Origin of the sequence: Saccharothrix carnea, assembly GCF_003014735.1 — a bacterium.
Taxonomy (GTDB): domain Bacteria; phylum Actinomycetota; class Actinomycetes; order Mycobacteriales; family Pseudonocardiaceae; genus Actinosynnema; species Actinosynnema carneum.
The window spans coordinates 622232-645423 of record NZ_PYAX01000003.1 but is presented as its reverse complement, the minus strand read 5'-3'; the positions used below and the strand labels follow the sequence as shown (position 1 = coordinate 645423).

General features: G+C 70.9%; 29 protein-coding genes and 1 tRNA gene. 17 read left to right on the top strand and 13 right to left on the bottom strand.

Annotated elements, in window-relative coordinates:
- The first annotated feature begins 24 nt into the window (after positions 1 to 24).
- Positions 25 to 297 carry a MoaD/ThiS family protein gene (locus tag B0I31_RS11330; protein ID WP_106615251.1) on the top strand — a complete coding sequence of 91 codons (273 nt, stop codon included), beginning with the start codon at positions 25 to 27 and terminating at the stop codon, positions 295 to 297.
- A gap of 22 nt (positions 298 to 319) precedes the next feature.
- Entirely contained in the window at positions 320 to 1270 is a 951-nt protein-coding gene (locus B0I31_RS11325; protein ID WP_106615250.1) for a PLP-dependent cysteine synthase family protein, read from the top strand.
- Positions 1271 to 1325: 55 nt separating this feature from the next.
- Here the strand turns inward: B0I31_RS11325 and B0I31_RS11320 are convergent, their stop codons facing one another.
- Entirely contained in the window at positions 1326 to 2606 is a 1281-nt protein-coding gene (locus B0I31_RS11320; protein ID WP_245949809.1) for an extracellular catalytic domain type 1 short-chain-length polyhydroxyalkanoate depolymerase, read from the bottom strand.
- 375 nt (positions 2607 to 2981) lie between these two features.
- On the opposite strand from B0I31_RS11320, the gene B0I31_RS11315 reads away from it, so the two are divergent.
- Positions 2982 to 3752: an MBL fold metallo-hydrolase gene (locus B0I31_RS11315; protein ID WP_106615248.1), complete on the top strand. Its 771-nt coding sequence runs from the start codon at positions 2982 to 2984 to the stop codon at positions 3750 to 3752.
- A 5-nt stretch (positions 3753 to 3757) separates the two neighbouring features.
- Here B0I31_RS11315 and B0I31_RS11310 read toward each other — a convergent pair whose 3' ends face one another.
- On the bottom strand, positions 3758 to 4603 hold the full coding sequence (locus B0I31_RS11310) for an SMP-30/gluconolactonase/LRE family protein (protein ID WP_342751474.1): 846 nt from the start codon (positions 4601 to 4603) through the stop codon (positions 3758 to 3760).
- Positions 4604 to 4843: 240 nt separating this feature from the next.
- Between B0I31_RS11310 and B0I31_RS11305 the strand changes: the two genes are divergently transcribed.
- From B0I31_RS11305 to B0I31_RS11290, 4 genes are all read left to right on the top strand, one after another.
- Entirely contained in the window at positions 4844 to 5476 is a 633-nt protein-coding gene (locus tag B0I31_RS11305; RefSeq protein WP_106615447.1) for a rhomboid family intramembrane serine protease, read from the top strand.
- Positions 5477 to 5615: 139 nt separating this feature from the next.
- Complete coding sequence (locus tag B0I31_RS11300; RefSeq protein WP_106615246.1) at positions 5616 to 6428, top strand: MBL fold metallo-hydrolase; 813 nt, start codon at positions 5616 to 5618, stop codon at positions 6426 to 6428.
- Complete coding sequence (locus tag B0I31_RS11295) at positions 6418 to 6921, top strand: hemerythrin domain-containing protein (RefSeq protein ID WP_106615245.1); 504 nt, start codon at positions 6418 to 6420, stop codon at positions 6919 to 6921. Before B0I31_RS11300 ends, B0I31_RS11295 begins: the two co-directional genes overlap by 11 nt.
- A gap of 10 nt (positions 6922 to 6931) precedes the next feature.
- Entirely contained in the window at positions 6932 to 7378 is a 447-nt protein-coding gene (locus B0I31_RS11290; protein ID WP_245949808.1) for an OsmC family protein, read from the top strand.
- 78 nt (positions 7379 to 7456) lie between these two features.
- On the opposite strand, the gene B0I31_RS11285 is transcribed toward B0I31_RS11290, so the two are convergent.
- The gene (locus B0I31_RS11285) at positions 7457 to 7975 is read right to left on the bottom strand and encodes a DUF2231 domain-containing protein (RefSeq protein WP_106615244.1); all 519 of its coding nucleotides are present in this window, start codon (positions 7973 to 7975) and stop codon (positions 7457 to 7459) included.
- A 54-nt stretch (positions 7976 to 8029) separates the two neighbouring features.
- On the opposite strand from B0I31_RS11285, the gene rph reads away from it, so the two are divergent.
- A complete protein-coding gene (gene rph / locus B0I31_RS11280; RefSeq protein WP_106615243.1) occupies positions 8030 to 8794 on the top strand; it encodes a ribonuclease PH in 765 nt (254 codons plus the stop codon).
- Positions 8791 to 9393, top strand: coding sequence for an RdgB/HAM1 family non-canonical purine NTP pyrophosphatase (rdgB, locus tag B0I31_RS11275; protein ID WP_106615242.1), 603 nt, complete (start codon positions 8791 to 8793; stop codon positions 9391 to 9393). The genes rph and rdgB overlap by 4 nt, the downstream gene beginning before the upstream one ends.
- A gap of 47 nt (positions 9394 to 9440) precedes the next feature.
- Here the strand turns inward: rdgB and bcp are convergent, their stop codons facing one another.
- The 3 genes from bcp to B0I31_RS11260 form a co-directional block, all read right to left on the bottom strand.
- Complete coding sequence (bcp, locus tag B0I31_RS11270; protein WP_106615241.1) at positions 9441 to 9914, bottom strand: thioredoxin-dependent thiol peroxidase; 474 nt, start codon at positions 9912 to 9914, stop codon at positions 9441 to 9443.
- Between the two features lie 19 nt (positions 9915 to 9933).
- Positions 9934 to 10464 (bottom strand): hypothetical protein, encoded by a 531-nt coding sequence (locus B0I31_RS11265; protein ID WP_106615240.1) that lies wholly within the window; start codon positions 10462 to 10464, stop codon positions 9934 to 9936.
- A 290-nt stretch (positions 10465 to 10754) separates the two neighbouring features.
- Positions 10755 to 11798, bottom strand: a complete 1044-nt coding sequence (locus B0I31_RS11260) for an LLM class flavin-dependent oxidoreductase (RefSeq protein WP_106615239.1) — start codon at positions 11796 to 11798, stop codon at positions 10755 to 10757.
- 94 nt (positions 11799 to 11892) lie between these two features.
- On the opposite strand from B0I31_RS11260, the gene B0I31_RS11255 reads away from it, so the two are divergent.
- Positions 11893 to 12936 carry an FAD-dependent oxidoreductase gene (locus B0I31_RS11255; RefSeq protein ID WP_106615238.1) on the top strand — a complete coding sequence of 348 codons (1044 nt, stop codon included), beginning with the start codon at positions 11893 to 11895 and terminating at the stop codon, positions 12934 to 12936.
- Here B0I31_RS11255 and B0I31_RS11250 read toward each other — a convergent pair.
- On the bottom strand, positions 12899 to 14233 hold the full coding sequence (locus B0I31_RS11250; RefSeq protein ID WP_146173811.1) for a styrene monooxygenase/indole monooxygenase family protein: 1335 nt from the start codon (positions 14231 to 14233) through the stop codon (positions 12899 to 12901). The two genes, B0I31_RS11255 and B0I31_RS11250, sit on opposite strands and share 38 nt — an antisense overlap.
- A 68-nt stretch (positions 14234 to 14301) precedes the next feature.
- On the opposite strand from B0I31_RS11250, the gene B0I31_RS11245 reads away from it, so the two are divergent.
- Complete coding sequence (locus B0I31_RS11245) at positions 14302 to 15375, top strand: sensor histidine kinase (RefSeq protein ID WP_106615236.1); 1074 nt, start codon at positions 14302 to 14304, stop codon at positions 15373 to 15375.
- Entirely contained in the window at positions 15366 to 16004 is a 639-nt protein-coding gene (locus B0I31_RS11240; RefSeq protein ID WP_073889186.1) for a response regulator transcription factor, read from the top strand. The genes B0I31_RS11245 and B0I31_RS11240 overlap by 10 nt, the downstream gene beginning before the upstream one ends.
- Here the strand turns inward: B0I31_RS11240 and B0I31_RS11235 are convergent.
- Together B0I31_RS11235 and B0I31_RS11230 are read right to left on the bottom strand one after the other, a co-directional pair.
- Positions 15989 to 16603, bottom strand: a complete 615-nt coding sequence (locus tag B0I31_RS11235; RefSeq protein WP_106615444.1) for a DedA family protein — start codon at positions 16601 to 16603, stop codon at positions 15989 to 15991. The genes B0I31_RS11240 and B0I31_RS11235 overlap by 16 nt on opposite strands.
- Positions 16604 to 16671: 68 nt before the next feature.
- Positions 16672 to 17094: an SRPBCC family protein gene (locus tag B0I31_RS11230; protein ID WP_245949807.1), complete on the bottom strand. Its 423-nt coding sequence runs from the start codon at positions 17092 to 17094 to the stop codon at positions 16672 to 16674.
- Between the two features lie 35 nt (positions 17095 to 17129).
- On the opposite strand from B0I31_RS11230, the gene B0I31_RS11225 reads away from it, so the two are divergent.
- Positions 17130 to 17684 (top strand): TetR family transcriptional regulator, encoded by a 555-nt coding sequence (locus B0I31_RS11225; RefSeq protein WP_106615235.1) that lies wholly within the window; start codon positions 17130 to 17132, stop codon positions 17682 to 17684.
- Positions 17685 to 17695: 11 nt separating this feature from the next.
- Complete coding sequence (locus tag B0I31_RS11220) at positions 17696 to 18646, top strand: CobW family GTP-binding protein (protein ID WP_106615234.1); 951 nt, start codon at positions 17696 to 17698, stop codon at positions 18644 to 18646.
- 46 nt (positions 18647 to 18692) lie between these two features.
- Here the strand turns inward: B0I31_RS11220 and B0I31_RS11215 are convergent.
- Positions 18693 to 18766, bottom strand: a tRNA-Leu gene (locus B0I31_RS11215).
- A 164-nt stretch (positions 18767 to 18930) separates the two neighbouring features.
- Between B0I31_RS11215 and B0I31_RS11210 the strand changes: the two genes are divergently transcribed.
- A complete protein-coding gene (locus B0I31_RS11210; RefSeq protein ID WP_106615233.1) occupies positions 18931 to 19152 on the top strand; it encodes a DUF3618 domain-containing protein in 222 nt (73 codons plus the stop codon).
- Between the two features lie 7 nt (positions 19153 to 19159).
- On the opposite strand, the gene B0I31_RS11205 is transcribed toward B0I31_RS11210, so the two are convergent.
- Together B0I31_RS11205 and B0I31_RS11200 are read right to left on the bottom strand one after the other, a co-directional pair.
- On the bottom strand, positions 19160 to 19774 hold the full coding sequence (locus tag B0I31_RS11205; RefSeq protein WP_106615232.1) for a TetR/AcrR family transcriptional regulator: 615 nt from the start codon (positions 19772 to 19774) through the stop codon (positions 19160 to 19162).
- A gap of 94 nt (positions 19775 to 19868) precedes the next feature.
- Complete coding sequence (locus tag B0I31_RS11200) at positions 19869 to 20129, bottom strand: hypothetical protein (RefSeq protein WP_106615231.1); 261 nt, start codon at positions 20127 to 20129, stop codon at positions 19869 to 19871.
- A gap of 165 nt (positions 20130 to 20294) precedes the next feature.
- Here B0I31_RS11200 and B0I31_RS40525 point away from each other — a divergent pair, with 165 nt between their 5' ends.
- On the top strand, positions 20295 to 20867 hold the full coding sequence (locus tag B0I31_RS40525) for an LPXTG cell wall anchor domain-containing protein (RefSeq protein ID WP_181320103.1): 573 nt from the start codon (positions 20295 to 20297) through the stop codon (positions 20865 to 20867).
- Positions 20868 to 20876: 9 nt separating this feature from the next.
- On the opposite strand, the gene B0I31_RS11190 is transcribed toward B0I31_RS40525, so the two are convergent.
- Positions 20877 to 21485, bottom strand: a complete 609-nt coding sequence (locus B0I31_RS11190) for a TetR/AcrR family transcriptional regulator (RefSeq protein ID WP_241828652.1) — start codon at positions 21483 to 21485, stop codon at positions 20877 to 20879.
- 77 nt (positions 21486 to 21562) lie between these two features.
- Here B0I31_RS11190 and B0I31_RS11185 point away from each other — a divergent pair, with 77 nt between their 5' ends.
- On the top strand, positions 21563 to 23050 hold the full coding sequence (locus tag B0I31_RS11185; RefSeq protein ID WP_106615442.1) for a flavin-containing monooxygenase: 1488 nt from the start codon (positions 21563 to 21565) through the stop codon (positions 23048 to 23050).
- Positions 23051 to 23192 lie beyond the last annotated feature (142 nt).

Genomic DNA, 23192 nt, shown 5'->3' with positions numbered 1-23192 from the left:
ACCCGGCTCCTCGGAGGTACCAGCATGGCCGTCACCGTCTCCATCCCCACGATCCTGCGCACCCACACCGGTGGGCAGAAGTCCGTCGAGGCTGCGGGCGCGACGCTCGCGGAGGTCATCGACGACCTGGAGACCAACCACGGTGGCCTGAAGCAGCGCCTGGTCAAGGAAGGCGCGCTCCACCGGTTCGTCAACGTCTACGTCAACGACGAGGACGTGCGGTTCGCGGGCGGCCTGGAGGCCGCGGTCAAGGACGGCGACACCGTGACGATCCTCCCGGCCGTCGCGGGCGGCTGAGCCACCCCCCGGAGGACTCATCGTGGCCCGGTACGAGTCACTGCTCGACGCGGTCGGCGGCACGCCCCTGGTGGGGCTGCCCCGGCTGTCGCCGTCGAAGGACGTGCGGCTGTGGGCGAAGCTGGAGGACCGCAACCCGACCGGCTCGATCAAGGACCGCCCGGTCCTGATGATGATCGAGGAGGCCGAGCGGTCCGGTGTGCTCACGCCGGGCTGCACGATCCTCGAACCGACGTCGGGCAACACCGGTATCGCGCTGGCCATGGCCGCCAAGCTCAAGGGCTACGGCCTGGTGTGCGTGATGCCGGAGAACACCTCCGCCGAGCGCAAGCAGCTGCTGCAGGCGTACGGCGCGCGGATCGTCTTCTCGCCCGCGGCGGGCGGTTCGAACCAGGCCGTCGCGCTGGCGAAGGAACTGTCGGCGCAGAACCCGGACTGGGTGATGCTCTACCAGTACGGCAACCCGGCGAACCCCGGCGCGCACTACCACGGCACCGGGCCGGAGATCCTCAAGGACCTGCCGACGATCACGCACTTCGTCGCGGGCCTGGGCACCACGGGCACGCTCGTCGGCGTCGGCCGGTACCTGCGCGAGCACAAGCCGGACGTGCAGATCATCGCGGCCGAACCGCGGTACGGCGAGCTGGTCTACGGCCTGCGCAACCTCGACGAGGGCTTCGTGCCCGAGCTGTACGACGCCGAGGTGCTGACCGGCCGCTACTCGGTCGGCTCGTACGACGCCCTGCGCCGCACCCGGCAGCTGCTGGAGGTGGAGGGCATCTTCGCGGGCATCTCCACCGGAGCGATCCTGCACGCGGCGCTGGCCGCGGCGGAGAAGGCGGCGGCGCGCGGCGAGTCGGCGGACGTGGCGTTCGTGGTCGCGGACGCCGGGTGGAAGTACCTGTCCACCGGCGCGTACGCGGGCACGTTGGACGAGGCCGCGGAACGGCTCGACGGCCACCTCTGGGCCTGAGCACGAGGCACGCGAAGGGGGTCCCGCACCTGGTGCGGGACCCCCTTTTCACATGTCAGGCGACCGTGCAGGCGGCCCCGTTGAGCGTGAACGAGGTCGGCTTACCGGTGTTGCCGGTGTGACTGGCCTGGAACCCGATACCGGTCGAGGCGCCGGGGTTGAGCGTCCCGTTGTAGGAGACGTTGCGCGCCGTCACCGCGCCGCTGGTGGGTGAGTAAGTCGCGCTCCACCCGCTGGTGATGGTCTGCCCGGAGGGCAGGGTGAACGCGAGCTGCCACCCGTTCACCGGGCTGGTGCCGGTGTTGGTGACGGAGATGCTCGCGGTCAGGCCGGTGTTCCACGAGCTGACCGCGTAGGCCACCCGGCACGCGCCGGTCGGGTCGGGCACGGTCGTGGTGGTCGAGTTGGTCAGGTCGGTGGTCGTCGGGCCGGTCCGGTCCAGTCCGAAGAACTGGATGGCGCGCAACGCCATGCCGGAGACCAGGACGTTGTGCGAACCGCCCTGGATGGAGATCGCCTCGACCTTGTCGCCGTAACGCGTGCGCGTCCAGCTCGACTGCGGGTAGTCGGTCGAGGTCGGCGTCGTGGACAGGCCGTGGACGTTGGTCCACTGCTCGATCTCTTCGGTGAAGTTCGGGTAGCGCAGCGTGTCGTCGTTCGTGCCGTGCCACAACTGCACCCGTGGCCGTGCCCCGTTGTAGCCGGGGTAGGCGCCGCGCACCAGGTTGCCCCACTCCTGCGGGGTCTTGTTCACCTGGCCGTTGGCGCACGCGCTGTTCCACGACGAGCCGTCCGTGGTGGCGAAGCAGCTCGCGGGCACGCCCGCGAAGGCCGCACCCGCGGCGAACACGTCCGGGTAGTTGGCCAGCATGACGTTGGTGGTCATCGCGCCCGACGAGGTGCCCGTGACGAACACCTTGCTGTAGTCGCCGTTGTAGCGCTGGAGCACGTACCGGACCATCGAGACCAGGCCGACCGGGTCGCTGCCGCCGTCACGCCGCAGCGCCTGCGGGCTCGACACGTCGAAGCACTGGCCGCTGCGGGTCGCCGACGGGTAGATCACGATGAACCCGTACTGGTCGGCCAGCCGGGCGAACTCCGTGCCGGAGTAGTAGTTCGGGCCGGTACCGGTGCAGTAGTGGATCGCCAGCAGCACGCCGGGATTGGGCTGGGTGCGGTCCGGCACGTACAGGTGCATGCGCAGGTTGCTGGGGTTGGTGCCGAAGTTCGTGACCTCGGTGAGCGTGGCGGCCGAGGCCTGGGGTGTGACCACGAACGCCAGCACGAAGGCCGCCGCGGCGGCCAGGGAGGTCACCATCGCGCCGAGGACCTTCACGGGGCCACCACCCGTCCGGGGTCGTCGGTGCGGCCGGGGCGCGGGTTCTTGTCTCAAGACCATTCCCTCCTCCTTGAGGATCACGGCGAGAGTCGTCGTCACTATCTGTCGCGGAGCGGTCGCCGACAATGGGTTTCGTGAATGTTGCGAGTCTCAAATGGGGCGATGAGCTGCGGCTATGGGCCGGTGGTTCGTTGCGCGGTATCGGCGGTAATTGCCGCGTTACCGCTCCGGCTTCGGCAACCCGCAGCCACCGACAGGCTTCCGACCTCGGTTGATGCATTCGAGTGAACCGGTGTCGCGGCCTAATTCAATGGTGCGCACGGACGGTGTTCCCGCATTTTTGCGATCCGCTCGGCTGCTATCGTTCGACCCATGCAATTGACGGTGCTCGGGTGTTCGGGCAGCGCGCCGGGGCCTGATCTGCCCACCTCCGGGTACCTGGTGGAGGCGGGCGGCGTGCGGATCGTGCTGGAGCTGGGCAGCGGTGTGTTCGGCCCGCTCACGCGGCTCTGCGACCCGTTCGACCTCGACGCCGTGCTGCTGTCGCACCTGCACCTGGACCACTGCGCGGACTTCAGCTCGCTCACCGTCTACCGGCGCGAGCACCCCGAGCCGCCCTACGACGTCACCGAACGCCGGTTGCCGGTGTTCGCGCCGGCGCACGCGCCGACCCGCCTGGCCAACGCGCACGCGGCGAGCCGTGCCGACCTGGCGCGCACGGACCTGACCGAGACGTTCGACTTCGTGCCGCTCGCGTCCGGTCGGTACGCCGTTGGCCCGGTGGAGGTCGAAGTGGCCGCCATGCGGCACATCTGCGAGGCCTACGGGTTCCGCATCTCGTACGGGGGAGTGTCGCTGGTGTTCTCCGGCGACACGGTGCCGTGCCCCGAGCTGGTGCGCCTGGCCGCGGGCGCCGACCTCCTGCTGGCCGACTCGGCGTGGCGGGAGCAGGCGGGTCGGGCGAACTACCTGCACATGAGCGGCCGGGAAGCGGGCGAGGTGGCCACGTCCGCGGGCGTCGGCCGGCTGGTCCTGACCCACGTGCTGCCGTGGTCGGACCGCGACGGCGTCCTGCGTGACGCGACCGAGGCGTTCCCGGGCCCGGTCACCCTCGCCACCCCGGGCGCCACCTACACGATCTAGCCCGGTCAGCCCGCGAACGCGGCGGACGGCAGGCCTTCACCCACGCCCGGGAGCACCAGGAGCGAACCGGCCAACTCGCTCAACGCGTCGTCGCTCAACCCGACCCGGGCGGTGGTCACGTACAGGTCGGTGAAGTCCGGGCCGCCGAAGCAGCACGCCGTGGGCTGGCCCACCGGCAGCTCCACCTCCCGGTCCAGCACGCCGTCCGGCGTGTAGCGGTGCAGCGCCGCCCCGCCCCACAGCGCGACCCAGATCGCGCCGGACGCGTCCACGGTGAGGCCGTCCGGCAGTCCGCGCGGCACCTCGACCAGCGGACGGCGGTTCGTCGCCTGACCCGTCTCGCGGTCGTAGTCGAGCACGTCGATCCGCCGTTCCGCCGAGTCGACGTAGTACATGAGCGTGGCGTCGGGGCTCCAGCCGATGCCGTTGCTGACGCTCACCTCGTCCAACACGACCTTCGCGTCACCGTTGGGCTCCACGCGCGCCAGCCAGCCGCCCGGGTCCTCGTCGTAGCGCATCGTGCCCGCCCACAGCCGTCCCGCCGGGTCGACCGCGGCGTCGTTGCCCCGCACGCCGTCACGCGCCCAGTAGACGAGCCACGTCTTGACCCCGTCCCGGTCGACAAGGGCCACGCCGTCGCGCAGGTTCAGCACCAGCCCGCCGCGCGAGCGGGGCTTGGCCGCGCCGACGTGCTGCGGCACTTCGAGGACGGCGTCGTCGTCCCGGGTCGGGTTGTAGCGGTGCACCTCGTTGCCGAGGACGTCCACCCAGAGCAGCGTTCCGCTGGCGTGGTCCCACGTGGGGGCCTCACCCAGTTCCGCTTCGGCCCGCACCGCCACTTCGATCGACACCGGCACAGCCTACGGTCACGGCCCCGCCACCAACCCGAAGACGCCGCAACCCGCCACCGGGCACCGGGCGCCCGCAATCCCGCCACCGGGCACCGGGCGCCCGCAAAGCCGCCACCGGGCACCGCAACCCGCCACCGGGCACCCCGGAACCCGCGGAACTCGCCGCTGATGCGGCCGATCCGCGCGTAACCTGGTGACGTGGACCCCACCGGCCCCTTCACCCCGCCGACGCCCGAGCCGGTGGTCGCCGCGCCGAAACCGGCCAGGCAGCCCAAGCCGTTGGCCAAGCGCGTCGTGCCGCCCAGGCCCGTGCTGTCGGCCGTGGTCGTGCTGGCCTTCGTCGGCCTGCTCTACGTGGTCGAGGCGATCGACACCGTGCTCGGCGGCAGGCTCGACAACGACGGCGTGATCCCGCGTGACTTCAGCCAGTGGGACAACATCCTGTGGTTCCCGCTGCTGCACGGCGACTGGACCCACCTGACCGGCAACGCGGTGCCGCTGCTCGTGCTGTCCTACCTGGCCACGTCCGCGGGCATCAAGCAGTTTTTCCAGGTCACCGCGGTCATCTGGCTGACCAGCGGGCTCGGCGTGTGGATCTTCGGCTCCTACGGCAGCCACATCGGCGCGTCCGGCCTGGTGTTCGGGTTCCTGGTGTTCCTACTGGTGCGGGGCATCTTCGCGCGCAGCGCGCTGCAGATCCTGCTGGCCGTGGTCGTCTTCGCGGTCTACGGCGCGGCGCTGTGGGGCGTGCTGCCCGGCCAGCCCGGCATCTCCTGGGAAGGTCACCTGTTCGGCGCACTCGGTGGCGTCCTGGCGGCGTGGGGCGTCGCCCGGGATGCCAGGAAGAGCGCGCGGACCACGCTCGACGCGTGAGCGTCACCGCCGATCCGCCCGTCACGATCTTCGACTCCGGCCTGGTCCGGTGGAGCCGTTCGCCGGATTCGCGTGAATTCCTGCCCGGGTTGGAAAGAGCGTCCTTCCAAGCCCACGGCCGACCTGGCACGCTCCACGGGTGCTGTTGACCATCCTCGGCTGCTCGGGCAGCCTGCCGGGACCGCACGGGCCCGCATCCGGCTACCTCGTCGAGGCGGATGGCTGCCGACTCGCGATCGAACTGGGCAGCGGAGTCCTGGCCGCGCTGCAATCGCGTCACGACGCGTTCTCGTTGGACGCCCTGCTGTTCTCCCACCTGCACCCGGACCACTGCGCCGACTTCACCACGCTCGCCGTCATCCGCCGCTACCACACCCACCCGCCGCACGACACCCGGAAACACCGGCTGCCCGTGCACGGGCCCGCCGAGACCGCCGACCGGTTCGCCCGCGCGTACGCGGAGACGGCCGACGAACTGGTCACCACCGACCTGAGCGACGTGTTCGAGTTCCACACCCTCGCCGACGAGGCGGTGACGCGCATCGGGCCGTTCGAGATCACCTCGGTCCGGGTCGACCACCCCACCGAGTCGTACGGGTTCCGCATCGCCACCAAGACCGCGACCTTGGCCTACACCGGCGACACGGGGCCGTGCGAGGCGTTACGCGGCTTGGCCCGGGACGTGGACGTGCTGCTGTCCGAGGCGACGTGGACGCACTCCGACGACCGGCCGGCCGGCAAGCACCTGTCCGGCGTGCAGGCGGGGCAGGTGGCGGCGGAGGCCGGTGTCGGGCGGCTGCTGCTCACCCACATCGCGCCGTGGACCGATCGCGACGCCGTGCTGGCGGAGGCGCGCAGCCGGTTCAACGGGCCGGTGGACGTGGTGAACCAGGGTGACACGTACGCGGTTGACGAGACGGAGGTCCGGGTAATCGGCGGCCATGGCAACTGATGTCGTCGAGCTGATCCTGGCCGACCACCGAAGGTTCGAGGAGCTGTTCCGCACGTTGCGCGACCGGAACTCCGACCGGTCCACGGCGTTGAGCGAGCTGGCGGCGCTGCTCGTCGCGCACGCCGAGGCCGAGGAGTCCAAGGTGTACCCGGCGCTCAAGCGGTACAAGGAGGTCGACAACGCCGAGGTCGACCACGGCGCGGAGGAGCACGCCGAAGGCCACCAGGCGCTGTTGGCGTTGATGGAGGTCTCGGACACGCAGTCCGACGAGTGGGAGAGCAAGCTGGAGGAGCTGGTCCAGGCGCTCAACCACCACGTGGACGAGGAGGAGCGGACCATCCTCAACGACGCGCGGCAGGAGGTGCCCGAGGAGCGTCGCGCCGAGCTGGGGCAGCTGTTCGTGGAGATCCGGCAGAGCCGGTTGGACGACGACTGCGGTGACATCGACTACGTCCGCAAGATCGCGGCAGCCACGGAGGATCGGATCGACTAACGTCGATGACGTGGCGAACGTCGAGGTGCGTCGGGTGGGTCAGCACGACTTCGTGGCGACGAACGGCCGGGGCGCGTCGGTCCGCGTCGGCCGCAAGGGGGCCGAGGGCGCGTTCACGCCGGTCGAGCTGCTGCTCGCGGCGGCGGCGGGCTGCGCGGTGGTGACGGCGGAGACCCTGATCACCCGGCGCGTGGACGGTGACGTGGTGGCGCGTGCGGACGACGTGCGCTCACCGGACGGCCACGCGCTGACCAGCGTCCCGGTCACCCTCGACTACGACATCTCCCAGCTCGACGACGCCCAGCGCGCCGCCCTGGAGACCGCCGTCATGCGCGCGATCGACCAGCTGTGCACCGTCACCCGCACCTTGAAGGCCGCCCCTCCCACCCCCCTGTCCCTCCCCGACCGCGAGAGTCCAACGCTCACGCCTCGAGAGTCGTACGTCCAGGAGCGGTGAGTTCAACGCTGAGCGTTGAATTCAGGGTCCGTGAACGTCGGACTCTCGCGCGCTGAACGTCGGACTCTCGCGGTGGGGTCAGGAGGTGCCGAAGCCGTCCCACACGGCGGTGGAGCCGCTGTGGCCGATGCGAACGGTCTGGACCGTGGCGGCGGTACCCGCGGCGATCACCAGGACGGCGACCACGACGGCGATCCGGCGCCACGTCTTCGGCACGGCCGAGTCGTCGACGGCGGCGGCGCGTTCGCGGTCGGCCAGCCGGCCGGAGACGAGCAGCGCCACCACGACCACGCCGAAGCCCAGCGCGAACGGCAGCAGGTCGTTGCCCAGGTCGGCGTGCCGCTGGATCAGCGGGTTGCCCAGCGCGGCCATCGTCGCGTACAGCTGATCGCCCGCCGCCTGCGCCAACGGCACCGAGCCCACCCCGAGCAGCGTCACGCCGAGCAGCGGCCACGCGTACCGCTGACGCCACCGCGGCACGACGGCCAACGCGGCGGCGCCCGCCGCGGCCAACGGGAGCAGCACCACCACCGCGTGGACCAGCAGCGGGTGCGCGGGGAGACCGAAGATCGTCACCAGGTCGTTCGCGAGTGCCATGTCTCTCCCTACGCCGGTGGGTTGCTCCCGGGTTCAGCGACATAGGGTAGTGCCGTGCTGAGGACCGATGGCAGGAACGACGACGTACTGCGCGACATCCGGATCACCCGCGGCTTCCAGCAGTGGCCCGCCGGGTCGGTGCTGATCGAGTTCGGCAACACGCGGGTGTTGTGCGCGGCCAGCGTGACCGAGGGCGTGCCGCGGTGGCGGTCCGGCTCGGGTCTCGGCTGGGTGACCGCCGAATACGCGATGCTGCCGTCAGCGACGCACACGCGCAGCGACCGTGAGTCGGTGAAAGGCCGGATCGGGGGACGCACGCACGAGATCAGCCGCCTGATCGGGCGATCGCTGCGGGCGTGCATCGACCTGGCCGCCCTCGGCGAGAACACGATCGTGATCGACTGCGACGTCATCCAGGCGGACGGCGGCACCCGCACCGCAGCCATCACCGGCGCGTACGTCGCCCTGGCCGACGCCGTCACCTACCTGGGTGCCGCCGGTCGCCTGGCCGACCCCCAGCCGCTCTCGTGCGCCGTGTCGGCCGTGTCGGTCGGTGTCGTGGACGGTCGGGTGCGCCTCGACCTGCCGTACGAGGAGGACTCGCGCGCCGAGGTCGACATGAACGTCGTCGCCACCGACGCCGGCACGTTGATCGAGGTGCAGGGCACCGGCGAGGGTGCGACGTTCGCGCGGTCGACGTTGGACAAGATGCTCGACCTGGCCCTGGCGGGCTGCGCCGACCTCAACCGAATCCAGGCCGAGGCACTGGCCCTGCCCTACCCCGGCGTCCTGCCCGAGCCGAAGGCGAAGAAGAAGTGAAGCTCCTCCTCGCGTCCCGCAACAAGAAGAAGCTCGGCGAACTGCGCCGCATCCTGCTGGCCGAGGGGCTGGCGGGGATCGAGGTCGTCGGCCTGGACGACGTGCCGGAGTTCCCGGAGGCTCCGGAGACCGATCCGACGTTCGAGGGCAACGCCCTGGCGAAGGCCCGTGACGCGTTCAACGCCACCGGCCTGCCTTCGGTCGCCGACGACTCCGGCATCGCCATCGACGCCCTGAACGGAATGCCGGGCGTGCTGTCCGCCCGCTGGTCCGGCCGGCACGGCGACGACCAGGCCAACCTGGACCTGGTGCTCGGCCAACTCCGCGACGTCCCGGACGAGAGGCGCGGAGCCGCCTTCGTCTGCACGGCCGCGTTCGTGGCGGGCCCCGACGCGGAAACCGTCGTGCGCGGCGAGTGGCGCGGCACCATCACCCGCGAGCCGCGCGGCGAGAACGGCTTCGGCTACGACCCGATCTTCCGCCCGGAAGGCCACGACGTGACCTCCGCCGAACTGACCCCGGACCAGAAGGACGAGATCTCCCACCGCGGCCGCGCCCTGCGCTTGCTCCTGCCCCACCTGCGCGAACTGGCTCAGTAAGCCCTGGTGCCCGCCGCGCGACGAGCACGGCGGGCACCGGGGAACGATCAGGCGGGCAGTTCGCGCAGCAGCTTGGCCACGTGGCCGGTCGCCCGGACGTTGTACATGGCCTTCTTGACCTTGCCCTCGGGGTCGACCAGGAACGTCGAGCGGATCACGCCCAGGACGGTCCGGCCGTAGTTCTGCTTCTCCCCGAACGCGCCCCACTCGGCCAGCACCTTGCGGTCGACGTCGGACAGCAGCGGGAAGTTCAGGCCCTCTGCGGCGGCGAACTTCACCAGCTTCTCGGGCTTGTCCGGCGAGATGCCGACGACCTCGTAGCCGGACGACGCGAGGTCGCCGATGCTGTCGCGGAAGTCGCACGCCTGCTTGGTGCACCCCGGCGTGCCCGCGGCCGGGTAGAAGTAGACGACCACGGAGCGGCCTAGGTAGTCGGAAAGCGAGACGGGCTTGCCCTCGCTGTCGGGCAGCGTGAACGCCGGGGCCTGGTCGCCCGGTGACAGGCGCTTCTGCTCGGTCATGGCCCCAGACGCTACAAGGTCAGGCGACGCCCTCGAACGTCGCGCTCGGCTCCTGGTTGGCGCCGTTCGGCTCGACCACGAGCTGCAGCCGCACGGGGTCGGCGGGCACGGCGAACGCCATCGTCAGCACGGTCTCCGCACCGGGCGCCACCTCGTTGACCGCGGCACCGAGGCCGTTGAGCCCCTGCACGGAGTCGCGCACCTCGGCCACCGGCGAGCCGTCGACCGTCGCGCGCACGGACAGCTGGCTGGTGCGGTAGGCGGTCTTGGTCCCGTTGACCAGGGTCAGCGTGAACACGGCGGTGCGCGGCGACTGCGGGAACGACGTGTCGCTCGGTCTCAGCGACGTGGGCGGCGACACGGTGATCGCCATGCCGTTGCTCCACACGCGCTGCGTGCCGAAGGCGGTGAACTCCGAGGACGACAGCAGGTCGCCGCGTTGCTCGGCGACCGCGGACGGCCCGGAGGGCGTGGAAATGTCGGAGGGGTCCGCACATCCCGCCATTGCCAGGCCGAGGCACACGCCGACGGCCAGTCTGGCGAACTTCACGAACCTCCCCTTCCCGCCCCGGCGGTGGGCTTGACTGCGACTGCCACCACCATGACGGTGTCGAGCGGTGCCCGGTGGCCGAACCAGGGCCTTGATTCGTACCTGGTGCCTGCCTGTGGCCAAGCCGTGATGACACACGGCTGCCCGCGTGGGCGGCGCCACACCTGGCGGCGGCACCCACGCGGGTCGGCGGCGGCCGAGCATCGGGCGAGCGGAACGCCCGGAAGTTGGGGAGCGCGTCGGGGGGCGTGCGCGCTCCACTACGATCATCGCGGCCCGTGGCCGAATCGCTACACCTCTACTTCAGTCTTCACCCTTTCGGACGAACCCTGGATGGGCGAACGTCCCGCGAGTTCGGCCAGCAGTTCGTAAGACCGGAGCCGGTCCGACTGCTCGGCGACCATCGTTGTGACCATCAGCTCGTCGGCCCGCGTGTCCTCCAGCAACCGCTCCAACTCCGCCGCCACGGTCCGCGGCGAGCCGATGACCTGCGACGCGATCCGGTCTTCGAAGATCAGCCGTTCGACATCGGAGTAGGGGTAGTCGGCGGCCTCCTGCGAGGTGGCCAGCGGCCCGGGCCGCCCGCTGCGCAGCTTGACGAACGCCAGCGCGCCGGGACCGGCGATCCAGCGCGCCTGCTCGTCGGTGTCCGCCACGATCACCGACGCGCAGACCAGCGCGTACGGCTTCGCCAGCCGTTCGGAGGGGCGGAACCGCTGCCGGTACAGGGCCAGCGCGGGCAGCGTGTTCTCCGCGCTGAAGTGGTGGGCGAACGCGAACGGCAGCCCGAGCACGCCCGCGACCTGGGCGCTGTACCCGCTCGACCCGAGCAGGAACACGTCCGGCTTGTTGCCCTCGGCGGGCATCGCGTTGAGCTCCTCGGTGCCGTCGAAGTAGCCGGTCAGCTCGCTGAGCTGCTGCGGGAAGTCGTCCACCGAGAGCGGGCCGGTCGTGCGGCGCAACGCCTGCGCGGTGCGCTGGTCGGTGCCGGGCGCGCGGCCGATGCCGAGGTCGATGCGGCCGGGGTGCAGGGCGGACAGCGTGCCGAACTGCTCGGCCACGACCAGCGGCGGGTGGTTGGGCAGCATCACGCCGCCGGAGCCGACCCGCAGCGTCGTGGTGGCGTCGGCGACGTGTCCGATGAGGATCGCGGGGGAGGAGCTGGCGATGCCGGGCATGTTGTGGTGCTCGGCCAACCAGAACCGGGTGAAGCCGAGCCGTTCGACGTGTTGTGCCAGCTCACGCGTGTGCTTCAGCGCCGTGCGCGCGTCCGTCGCCGTGGTGACCGTGGCGAGGTCGAGGGCGGACAGCGGCACGTCACGAAGTCGACTCATGTCTTCGACCAACGCCGAACACCCCGAATGCCTTCCTGGTGTGACGGTCCCGACACCGGGAAGCGACCGGCCGGGCGCCGGCGTTGACCACGACATGGACGTCGTGGTCATCGGTGCAGGTCAGGCGGGGTTGTCGGCGGCGTACTTCCTCAAGCGCGCCGACCTCGACCACGTCGTGCTGGACGCGGACGCGGGTCCGGGCGGCGCGTGGCGGCACCGCTGGCCCACCCTGCGGATGGCGACCGTGCACGGCGTCCACGACCTGCCCGGTATGCCGTTCGCCGAACCGGACCCGGCCGCGCCCGCCAACGAGGTGCTGCCCGCCTACTTCGCCGAGTTCGAGCGCCGCAACGGCCTGGACGTGCGGCGACCGGTGCGCGTGCACGCCGTCCGCGACCAAGACGGCCTGTTGCGCGTCGAGACCGACCACGGCGTCTGGGAGGCCAACGCCGTGGTCAACGCCACCGGCACGTGGAACCGCCCGTTCTGGCCGCGCTACCCGGGCCAGGAGCTGTTCCGGGGCAGGCAGCTGCACTCCTCGCAGTACCGGGGGCCTGAGGAGTTCACCGGGCAGCACGTGGTCGTGGTCGGCGGCGGCACGTCGGCCGTGCAGCAGCTGCTGGAGATCGACCGGCACGCCGCGGGCACCACCTGGGTGACGCGCCGCGAGCCGGAGTTCTTCGACGAACCGTTCACGCCGGAGCTCGGCCGTGCCGTGGTGGCGAAGGTGGACGACCGCGTCCGCCGGGGCCTGCCGCCCCGCAGCGTGGTCAGCGTGACCGGCCTGAACCTCACCCCGGCCGTCCGCGACGCCCTCCGGACCGGTGTGCTGGCCCGGCGGCCGATGTTCGAGCGGATCACCGAGGACGGCGTGGTCTGGCCGGACGGCGCGCACCAGCGGGCCGACGCCATCGTCTGGGCGACGGGGTTCCGCGCCGCCCTCGACCACCTGGCACCGCTGCACCTGCGCGAACCGGGCGGCGGCGTCCGGGTGGAGGGGACGAGGGTCGTCGCCGACCCGCGCGTGCACCTCGTGGGCTACGGCCCCTCGGCCAGCACGGTCGGCGCCACCAGGGCGGGCCGTGCGGCGGCACGGGAGATCAAGGCGTTGCCGTCCCTCCGACGGGTGGCCGCCTGAACAGCCGGGACGCCTTCTGCGCCAGCAGGTTCGCGCCCACGCCCAGCTTGTACCGCAGCACGTCCAGCCGGCCGACGTTGCGCCTGGCCAGGAACTCGCGGGTGGCCGCCGCGTCGAAGAACCACGGAAACAGCGACGACGGGTCGTTGAACCCCTCCCACAGCTGCTCGCCGATGTCCTCGCGGCGTGACGCGGCCAGCATCACGGTCTTCTGCTCGTCGGTCAGCGGCGCCAGCAGCCCGTTGGAGAAGTCGCTGGTGTAGCAGCCGCGCTCCCACCACTCGTCGAACCGCCCGGTCAGCCACGACGCGGTGAACGGCCCGCCGTGCGCGGCCAGCTCCTCGGCGAAGAACCGGGCCATCCGGGTGGCGTTGTTCGCGCCCTGCCCGGCCAGCGGGTCGTTGAGCACGACGGCGTCGCCGAGGCCGAGCACGTGCCGCCCGGACGGCAGCACGGCCACCGGCTTGCGCACCACCGGCACGATCTGGCCCTTGATCCAGGTCACCGGGCTGGTCGGGCGGGCGGGCCGCAGGAACGCCGACTCGTGCGGGAACACCTCGTCCACGATCTCCTTGAGCACGTCCAGGCCCTCGTCGGCCGAGGTCACGTCCCGGAAGCGGTCGGCACGGCCGCCCGGCGTCACCTCGACCACGACGCTGCGCGACTCGCCGACGTCCTTGTCGAAGAACGGGATCCAGAACACCTCCAGCGTGCCCGGCAGGAACGAGAACACGCCCTCCCGGTGCTCGGGCCGCGCGGCCATGTCGTACCCCTGGATGTTCACCATGAACAGGCTGCGCTGCGGCTCCGAGTGCACCGACCGCGCCGGGTCGCGCTCGAACAGGCCGGTCAGCGACTTGTGCCCGGCCGTGACGACGACCAGGTCGTGCGACGCGGCCAGCCGGTCCAGGTCGTCCACGTCGACCGCGCCGATCTTCACCACCGCGCCGCGTCTCTCGACCTCCCGCAGCCCGGCGGAGAACTTCAACCGCTGGTCGACGGCCAGCGCGGGCTTGCGCAGCGGTGCGTCGACGGAGAACGCGAGCGACCGGTCGTCCGTGAACAGGTCGAGGTGGATGCGGCGCATCCGGGACGCCTCGGGCCAGAAGTCCAAGCCCAGCTCAGCCTCGTACTCGACCTGGTCGCCGAACAGGCAGGCGGTCGGTCGACCGCGGTCACCGAGGTGGTCCTCGGCCGTCCGGTCGGAGTAGAGGGTGACCCGCCATCCGGCGCGCAAGAGCGCCGCTGATAACACCAGACCCGCCTGACCTGCACCGATGACCGCTATTGTCGCCACGCTACAGATCCTCTGCACCGGGATGTGCGATCGCCAATAGCACATTCGGGTCGAGTAGCCTCGCCCAGGTGCACAGGGGGTTGCGCATCGTCGCCGGGCTGGTGCTCGGCTTCGGATCGGCGCTGGTCGACTTGGTCGTCGTGGTGTTCGCCCGGAACGCGGCCGTCGCGGTGGCCGGGCTGGAACGGCGGCGGCTGCGGGCGTTCCTCGGGATCGACAGCGCGGAGCCGACGCGGGCGCAGGCCGTGCGGTACCTGGCCGTGCGCGCGCCGGTCGGCCTGTTCGGCGGTTTCGTGCTGGCCTGGCTGTTCTACGGGCTGGCGATGGGCGTGATCGTCGTCTACCGGCTGTTCGCCGGCGGCCCGCGCGGCGGCCTCGACCCGTCCGACGACTGGAGCGCCTTCCTCTGGACCGGGCTGATCGGCCTGGTCCTGTTCTACATCGAGGTGCAGGGCATCGTCGGCGTGGTCGCGCTGGAGGGGAAGGTGGCCCGGCGCTGGCTCGGCCCGAGCGAGGCCGAGCTGCTGCGCCTGCGCATCGACGAGCTGGCCGCGAGCCGGGCGGGCATCGTGGCCGCGGTGGACGCCGAACGGCGGCGCATCGAACGCGACCTGCACGACGGCGTGCAGCAGCGGCTGGTCGCGCTGGGCATGCTGCTCGGCCGCGCCCGCCGCAACCCCGACCACGCCCACGACCTGCTCGCCCAGGCGCACGAGGAGTCCAGGCACGTGCTCGAAGACCTGCGCGAGGTCGCCTGGCGGGTCTACCCGGCGGCGCTGGACTCGCTGGGCCTGGCGGAGGCGCTGGAGGCGGTGGCGGACCGGTCCGCGATCCCGGTGCGGATCCGGTGCGCACCGCTGGACGCCGCGCCGCAGGTCGAGACGGCGGTGTACTTCGTGGTGTGCGAGGCGGTGACCAACGCGGCCAAGCACTCGGGTGCGACCATGATCGACGTGGACGTCGCGGAGGAGGCGGGTGCGGTGCGCGTGCGGGTCGCGGACGACGGTGTCGGTGGCGCGGACCCGGCGGGTGGCGGGCTGGCCGGGCTGTCGCGGCGGGTGCTCGCGCTGGACGGCGCGTTCGAGGTGACCAGCCCGGCGGGCGGTCCCACGGTGATCACCGCGGAGGTGCCGTGCGGGTGATCCTGGCCGAGGACTCGACGCTGCTGCGCGAGGGCCTGGTGCGGCTGTTGGTCGAGGAGGGCCACGACGTGCTCGCCGCCGTGGGCGACGCGGAAGCGCTGCTCAGCGCGGTGGCCGCGCACCTGCCGGACGTCGTGGTGACCGACGTGCGGATGCCGCCGACGAACTCCGACGAGGGCCTCAAGGCCGCGCTGGAGATCCGCCGGCGGTTCCCGGGCGTCGGCGTGCTGGTGCTGTCGCAGTACGTCGAGCAGCGCTACGCCGTCGACCTGCTCACCGAGCACGCCGACGGCGTGGGCTACCTGCTCAAGGACCGCGTGGTTCAGGTGGAGGAGTTCCTGGACGCGCTGCGCCGGGTCGGCGCGGGTGACGTGGCGTTCGACCCGGAGGTGGTGCGGCGCCTGCTGGCCCGCACGAGCCACCCGCTGGACGTGCTGACCGAGCGGGAGCGCCAGGTGTTGGCGCACATGGCCGAGGGGCACACGAACAACGCGATCGCGTCCCGCCTGCACGTGTCGCGCAGCGCGGTGGAGAAGCACATCAACTCGATCTTCGACAAGCTCGGCCTGTCCGACGTGGACGGGTACAGCCGGCGGGTGCTGGCGATCCTGCGCTACTTGCGGGCCTGATCCTTCTTCCGGGTCAGGCGTGACACCACGAACCAGCCCACGGCCAGCACCACCAGGCCGATCACGACCTTCGACACGATACCCATGTACTGATCGACCAGGTGGTAGTTCTCGCCGAGCACGTACCCGGCGAGGATGAGCGCGGAGTTCCAGATCAGGCTGCCCGCCGCGGTGAGCAGCAGGAAGCCGGGCAAGGGCATCCGCTCCACGCCCGCCGGGATGGAGATGAGGCTGCGGAAGATCGGCACCATCCGGCCGAAGAACACCGTCGCCTTGCCGTGCCGGGCGAACCACTCCTCCGTCCGGTCCACATCGGACACGTCGACCAGCGGCAGGCGTCGCGCGATGGCCCTGATCCGGTCACGGCCGAGCAGCGCGCCGAGGTAGTAGAGCGCGAGCGCGCCGGCGACCGACCCCGTGGTGGTCCACAGGATCGCGGCGAACAGGTTCATCTTGCCCTGGCTCGCGGTGAAGCCGGCCAGCGGCAGGAACAACTCGCTGGGCAGGGGCGGGAACAGGTTCTCCAGCGCGATCGCGATCCCGGCGCCGGGTGCGCCGAGCGTTTCCATCAGGTCGGTGACCCACGAGACGAAGTCCATGATCACAAGTTACGAACGCGCCGGAGCCGTCACCATGAAGCCGACCGCACACCGGGGTGTGGAAAACCTCAGTCCGCCACCGCGGCGTGCGCGGCCAGCCCTCTGGCGTACCGCCCGATCACGGCCTGGAGCACCAGGCGGTACAGCCACCCCGTCCCGGGGACCTTCGCGTCGAACGACGAGTGCCAGCGGATCGCCGTGCCGCCGTCGTCCGGCGTGAGGTCGATGAACGCCCGGTAGTCGCGAATGGCGAGACCCGACAGCAGGGCGTAGCCCACCCGCCGGTTCGGCGTCAGTTCGACGACCTCCTCCCTCGTCGGCTCCTTGCGGCCTCGGTTGTGGAATACCCGCACTTCGCCGACACCATTCGCGTCACCGGCCCGTTCCCGCTCGTACCGCAGCACGGGCGACCAGTCGGGCCACGTCGCACTGTCCGCGGCCAGCCGGTAAACCCGTTCCGGTGGTGCGTCACTGCGCACCTTGACGTCCACTCTCTGTACCATGTGGTACATGTACCATTTGGTACATGAAGGGACAAGGTGCGGCGCGCGAACGCCTGCTCACGGCCGTGGTCGAGCACCTGGCCGAGCACGGCTTGGCCGACGTGAGCCTGCGCCGCCTGGCGGACGCCGTGGGCACGAGCCACCGGATGCTGATCTACCACTTCGGCTCGATGGAGGGACTGCTGGTCGAGGTCGTCCGCGCGGTCGAGGCCCGGCAACGCGCCCTGCTGGCCTCCCTGCCGCCGGCCGACCCCGCCGCGGCCGCCCGCGCGTTCTGGCGCACGCTGACCGACCCGGCCCTGCGCGCCCACGAACGCCTGTTCTTCGAGCTGTACGCCCAAGCCGCCCGAGGCCGCCCCGGCACCACACCCCTGCTGGACGGCATCGTCACCGACTGGCTGGAGCCGGTGGCCGCCATCCAGCGCTCGCTGGGCCACCCGCCCGACGTCGCCGAAGCCCGCGCCCGCCTCGGCCTGGCCGTCGCCCGGGGCCTGCTCCTGGACCTGGTCGCCACCGACGACCTGGCCGGTGTCGACGCCGCCATGGACCAGTTCATCGCCCTGATGACCGGTCCGTAGGATCGGACGGCGTGAAGCGGATCCCGGTGGTCGTGGTGGCGGGGTTCCTCGGCTCCGGCAAGACGACGTTGCTCAACCACCTCCTCAACGGCAGCCGCGGCACGCGGATCGGGGTGGTGGTCAACGACTTCGGTGCCATCGGCATCGACGCGATGAGCGTGGCCGGGCAGGTCGACTCCACAGTCTCGCTGAGCAACGGGTGCCTGTGCTGCGCGGTCGACGTCAGCGAGCTGGACGAGATGCTGGCCAAGCTGGACTCGCAGGTCGACGTCATCGTGATCGAGGCCAGCGGCCTGGCCGAACCGCAGGCCATGGCGCGGATGGTGCTCGCGAGCGAGAACCCGCGGCTCGCCTACGGCGGCCTGGTGCTGCTGGTCGACGCCGCGGAGTTCCCCGACGACCTGGCCAAGCACCTGCGCGTGGCGGACCTGGTGGTGCTGAACAAGGTCGACCGCGTCACGGACCCGGAGGCGCTCGCGGCCGAGATCGACCGGCTCGAGCCGGGTGTGCCGGTGGTGCGGTCGTCGTTCGGCCGCGTGGACCCGGCCCTGCTGTTCGACCCGCGGCCGCGCGAGCGGTTCGGCCAGCTGTCGTTCGAGGACCTGGTGGACGAAGAGCACGACCACGTGCGCTACGACAGCGTGGAGTTCACCGGCGGTGCGATGAACCCGTTGCGGCTCATGGCCTTCCTCGACGCACGGCCCAAGGGCCTGTACCGGATCAAGGGCTTCGTGCGGTTCGACGTGCCGGGCCACCGGCAGCGGTTCGGCCTGCACACGGTCGGCGCGTTCCTGCGGTTCGAGCGCTCGGCGTGGCCGGGACCGCGGCGCACCGAGCTCGTGCTGATCGGCACGGGCCTGGACGTCGCCGCGATCCGCGCCGGGCTGGCCGCCTGCGAGGAACCGGACCCGTCCGCCGTCGACCCGCAGTCGATGCTGGAAGTCCTGCGCTACACGGCCTGAACGGCGGCGGCCCCCGGCGCGCGAACGCCGAGGGCCACCGGTGACGTGGGCTCGGAGAGACTCGAACTCTCACTGGCACGGACCTAAACCGTGTGCCTCTGCCAATTGGGCTACGAGCCCGGCGGCGCAAGCTTATCGGCAGGCCGGAAAGCACGACGCCGAGGGACACCACTGCTCCACTTGAACAAAAACAGTGTTATAAAGCTGTTGTCGGCCGGTCAGGTCAACGCCCGCCCCACGGCTCAACTACGGTTGTGACCAAGGTGCAGCAGCTAGGAGGAGATGTGGCCCGCGATCCCGACACCATCCAGCGCGAGATCGAGCAGGCGCGCGACGCGTTGGCCGTGACCCTCGACGAGCTGGGGACCAGGGCGAACCCCCAGCGCTTCGTCGAGTCCGGCAAGCTGAGCGTGCGCGCGAAGCTCGACGAACCCAAGATCCGGTACTCGCTGATCGCGGTGGCCGTGCTCGTCGGGTTCGCCTTGCTGCGCAAGCTGTTCCGCTGAAAGTGGCCTACTGCCCCTTGGCGACGAGGGGCATCAGCACCTGATCCACCACGCGGTCCACGAACGGCAGGTCGAGCGGGTCACCGGTGAGCATCAGCCGGTAGATCAGTGCGGCGCCCGCGAGTTCGACCGCCATGCCGCGCGGTGCGTCCTGGCGCAGTTCGCCGCGCTCCTCGGCGCGGTCCAGGATGCGCCGCAGCACGTCCCGCTGCGCGGTCAGGAACGTCCCGCGAAACGCCGAAGCGAGTTCCGGCTCGTGCGGCAGCTCCCCGACGAGGGCTTGCGCCGCCTTGCCGATCGGGCCGGACAGGAACGCGGCGAACGCGCTCAGGAACTCCCGCAGGTCGCCGGCGAGGGAACCGGTGTCCGGCTCGGCCAGGTTCTGCTGCGCCAGCTGCGTGCACGTGTCGATCACCAGGTCGAGCTTGGACTCCCAACGCCGGTAGATCGTCGCCTTGCCCGCACGGGCGCGCGCCGCGACGGCGTCCATCGTCAGCGCGCGGTACCCGACTTCCGCCATCACCTCCAGCGCGGCCTGTCGCAACGCGTCGTCCCGGGTGGCGTCCCTGGGTCTGCCTCGCTGCGGGTTCCGAGTAGCCCCGCTGTACACCGGTGTGGCCATTTCGCGCTCCTGTCGCCTTTGGCGGGACATCCTAGGCCGGGAGCGCCCGGAATCAGGCTTCGATCATCCGCCCGGGCGCCGCGCCGCTTCGGGTTCACCCCGTCTGCGGTGGCGCGAGGCCCGCGCGGGTGTGCAGGTACGCCACGGAGAACGCGAGCGCGTCGCCGTCGAGCAGGTGCACGACGGCCCGCGCGGAGCGGCCGACCGCGATCTCCTCGACCAGTTGGTCGGCGGCCAGTCTGGCCGCGATCAGGCCCGGTGCGGTGGCGTCGAGCTCCTTGCCGGCGGCACGCACGGTGACCGCCCAATCGTCGCCGTTGCGCCGGTAGTTCGCGGTGATCGGGAGTGTGGACACGGCACTCTTCTATCTAGTAAATGCCGGACATGGGGCCGCGACGTCCCCGCGCGCCACCCGATCGTGTACTGGAAATCCCTGTACGGACGGTGCATGAGCGGTAACGGGCGGCCATCGGGTGCCGATAGGCTGTTTGGAGTAATCACCTTGGTCTGAGAGGTCGTCATGAGCCGTCGAGTGGTCGTTCTGGTGTGCCTGGCGCTGGGCTTGGCGGTCGCGCCGGGCGTGGCGATGGCAAGTCCGCCGTGGCACGTGCCGGACGGGTGGGGCGACCAGGTCCGGGGTGACGTCTGCAAGCACCGCGGCGATCCGCCGTGCCACACCACGACCACCAAGTCGACGACGACCACCTCCGCGACCACCACGACGTACCCGACGACCACCACCCCGTCGACCGGAGGAACGTCCACCGGGGCCACCACCACGACGACCGCCGTGTCCGGCACGTCCGCGACGTCGGTCACCACCACCACGACGGGTGTCGCGGGCACCACCACCGCCTCGACCACCGCGTCGACCACGCCGTCGACCACCCCGTCATCGACCACGAGCGTCACCACGAGCAGCCCGGTCGGCGCCACCGTGCCCGCCGGTGCGCCGCCGGCGCCACGGGTGATGTCGGCCGACCACGGGTTGGCGAGCACGGGCGCGGCACCGGTGTGGACGGCTCTGGGCGGCTTGGCCGTGCTGCTCGCCGGCGGGGTGCTGCTGCTGTTCAGCCGCCGTCGCCGCGCCTGACCCCGCCGCTCACGTCGTGAGCCGGCTCGCCACGCCGCGCCACACGACGTCCATCACGTAGGCCGTCGCGAGCGCAGGTCCCACCTCGGGCCTGCGCTCGCACCACAGCGCCAGCCGTTCGGTCGAGCCGACCACGATCTCGGCGAACGCCTCGGCCTCGACCGCGTCCACATCGGAGTCGAAGCTGCCGATCACGGCCGCGATCAGGTCCGTCTGCTGCCGCCTGATGCCCTCGACCTCCTCGACGGCGGACGGCACCGTGATCGCCGCCTCCTGGCGCAGCAACGCCCACGACTGCTTGTGCTCGGCGATGAACTCGAAGAACGCCAGCAGGCCGCGCCGCAGGATCTCCTCGGGGCCGTCCGCGCCGGTGATCGCCTGCTGCGTGCGGTCGAGCAGTTCCGTGCGCGCCCGGTGGATGCAGCCGATGAGCAGGCCCTCCTTGGAGCCGAAGTACTCGTACAGCATCGGCTTGGACACCCCGACCCGTTCGGCGATCTCGTCCATGGACGCCGCCAGGTAGCCGCGTTCGGCGAAGACGCCCTCGGCGATGTCGAGCATCTGCGCCTTGCGCTCGGCCTTCGGCATCCTTCGGCGGCGCGGCTCGGTCGTGGTCACGAAGTCGAGACTACCGGAGGTAACTTACTTCGAGTAACCTACTCGGCAGTATGTACGCGGACGTGGAGGAGACGGGCATGCACCGAGAGGTCGAAGTCCTGATCGTCGGCACGGGCTTCTCCGGCCTGGGCATGGCGATCGAGCTCAAGCGCGCCGGGAAGCGCGACTTCGTCGTGCTGGAGAAGGCGGGCGACCTCGGCGGCACCTGGCGGGACAACTCCTACCCCGGCTGCGCGTGCGACGTGCCGTCCCACATGTACTCGTTCTCGTTCGAGCTGAACCCGCGGTGGTCGCGCATGTTCGCCCGGCAGCCGGAGATCTGGGACTACCTCAAGCGGGTCGCCGAGAAGTACCGGCTGCGCGAGCACATCCGGTTCGACAGCAAGGTCGGCGGCGCGCGGTGGGACGAGGACGACAAGGTCTGGCACGTCACCGTCGAGAACGGTGACACGTACACCGCGAAGTCCGTCGTCGCGGGCGTGGGCGCGTTGCACATCCCGAACGTGCCGACCCTGCCCGGTATCGAGAACTTCGCCGGCAAGGCGTTCCACTCGGCCGAGTGGGACCACGACTACGACCTGCGCGGCAAGAAGGTCGCCGTGGTCGGCACGGGTGCCAGCGCGATCCAGTTCGTGCCGCGGATCGCCGACGAGGTCGGTCGGCTGACGATCTTCCAGCGCACGCCGCCGTGGATCATGCCCAAGATGGACCGGTCCATCCGGACCTGGGAGCAGAAGCTGTTCGGAGCGCTGCCGTTCACCCAGCGCCTGTACCGCGATTTCGTGTACTGGACGCGGGAGTCGAGCGCGCTCGGCTTCGCCGTGAACCCGAAGATCATGGAGTTCGCGCAGAACATCGCCCGGCGGCACATGCGTTCCCAGGTGCCGGACGAGGCGTTGCGGGCGAAGCTGGCGCCCGACTACACCATGGGCTGCAAGCGCGTGCTGATCAGCAACGACTACTACCCGGCACTGGCCAAGCCGAACGTCGACCTGGTGACGGACGGCATCAGTGAGGTGCGGGCGAACAGCATCGTGGACGCCGCGGGCGTCGAGCACGAGGTCGACGTGATCGTCTACGGCACCGGGTTCCACGTGGTCGACTCGTTCGACTACCTGGACATCACCGGCAAGGGTGGCGTCGACCTGGCGAAGAAGTGGCGCGAGGAGGGGATCGAGACCTACTACGGGATCACCGTCTCGGGCTTCCCGAACCTGTACTTCCTGCTCGGCCCGAACACCGGCCTGGGGCACAACTCGGTGGTGTTCATGATCGAGTCGCAGATCCGGTACGTCCGGCAGTGCCTGGAGCTGCTGGACTCCCACGGCGCGGACGAGCTGGACGTGCGGCCGGACGTGCAGGCGCGGTTCAACCGGCAGTTGCAGCGCAAGCTGTCCAAGGGCGTGTGGACCGAGGGCGGCTGCAAGAGCTGGTACCTCGACGCGCAGGGCATCAACCGCACGGTGTGGCCCGGCTTCACGTGGCGCTACTGGATGCGCACCAAGACCGTCCGCGCCGAGGACTACACCCTGACCCGCGCCCGCCGCACCCGCGTCCCGGCCTGACCCGAACGTTCAACTCAGGGGTTCTGAACGTAGGACACGCGCAACGTGAGCGTTGGACTCTCGCGCGCCGAACGTTGGACTCTCGCGAGAGTCCAACGCTCAGGCCGCGAGAGTCCAACGCTCAGGGTCGGTGAATTCAACG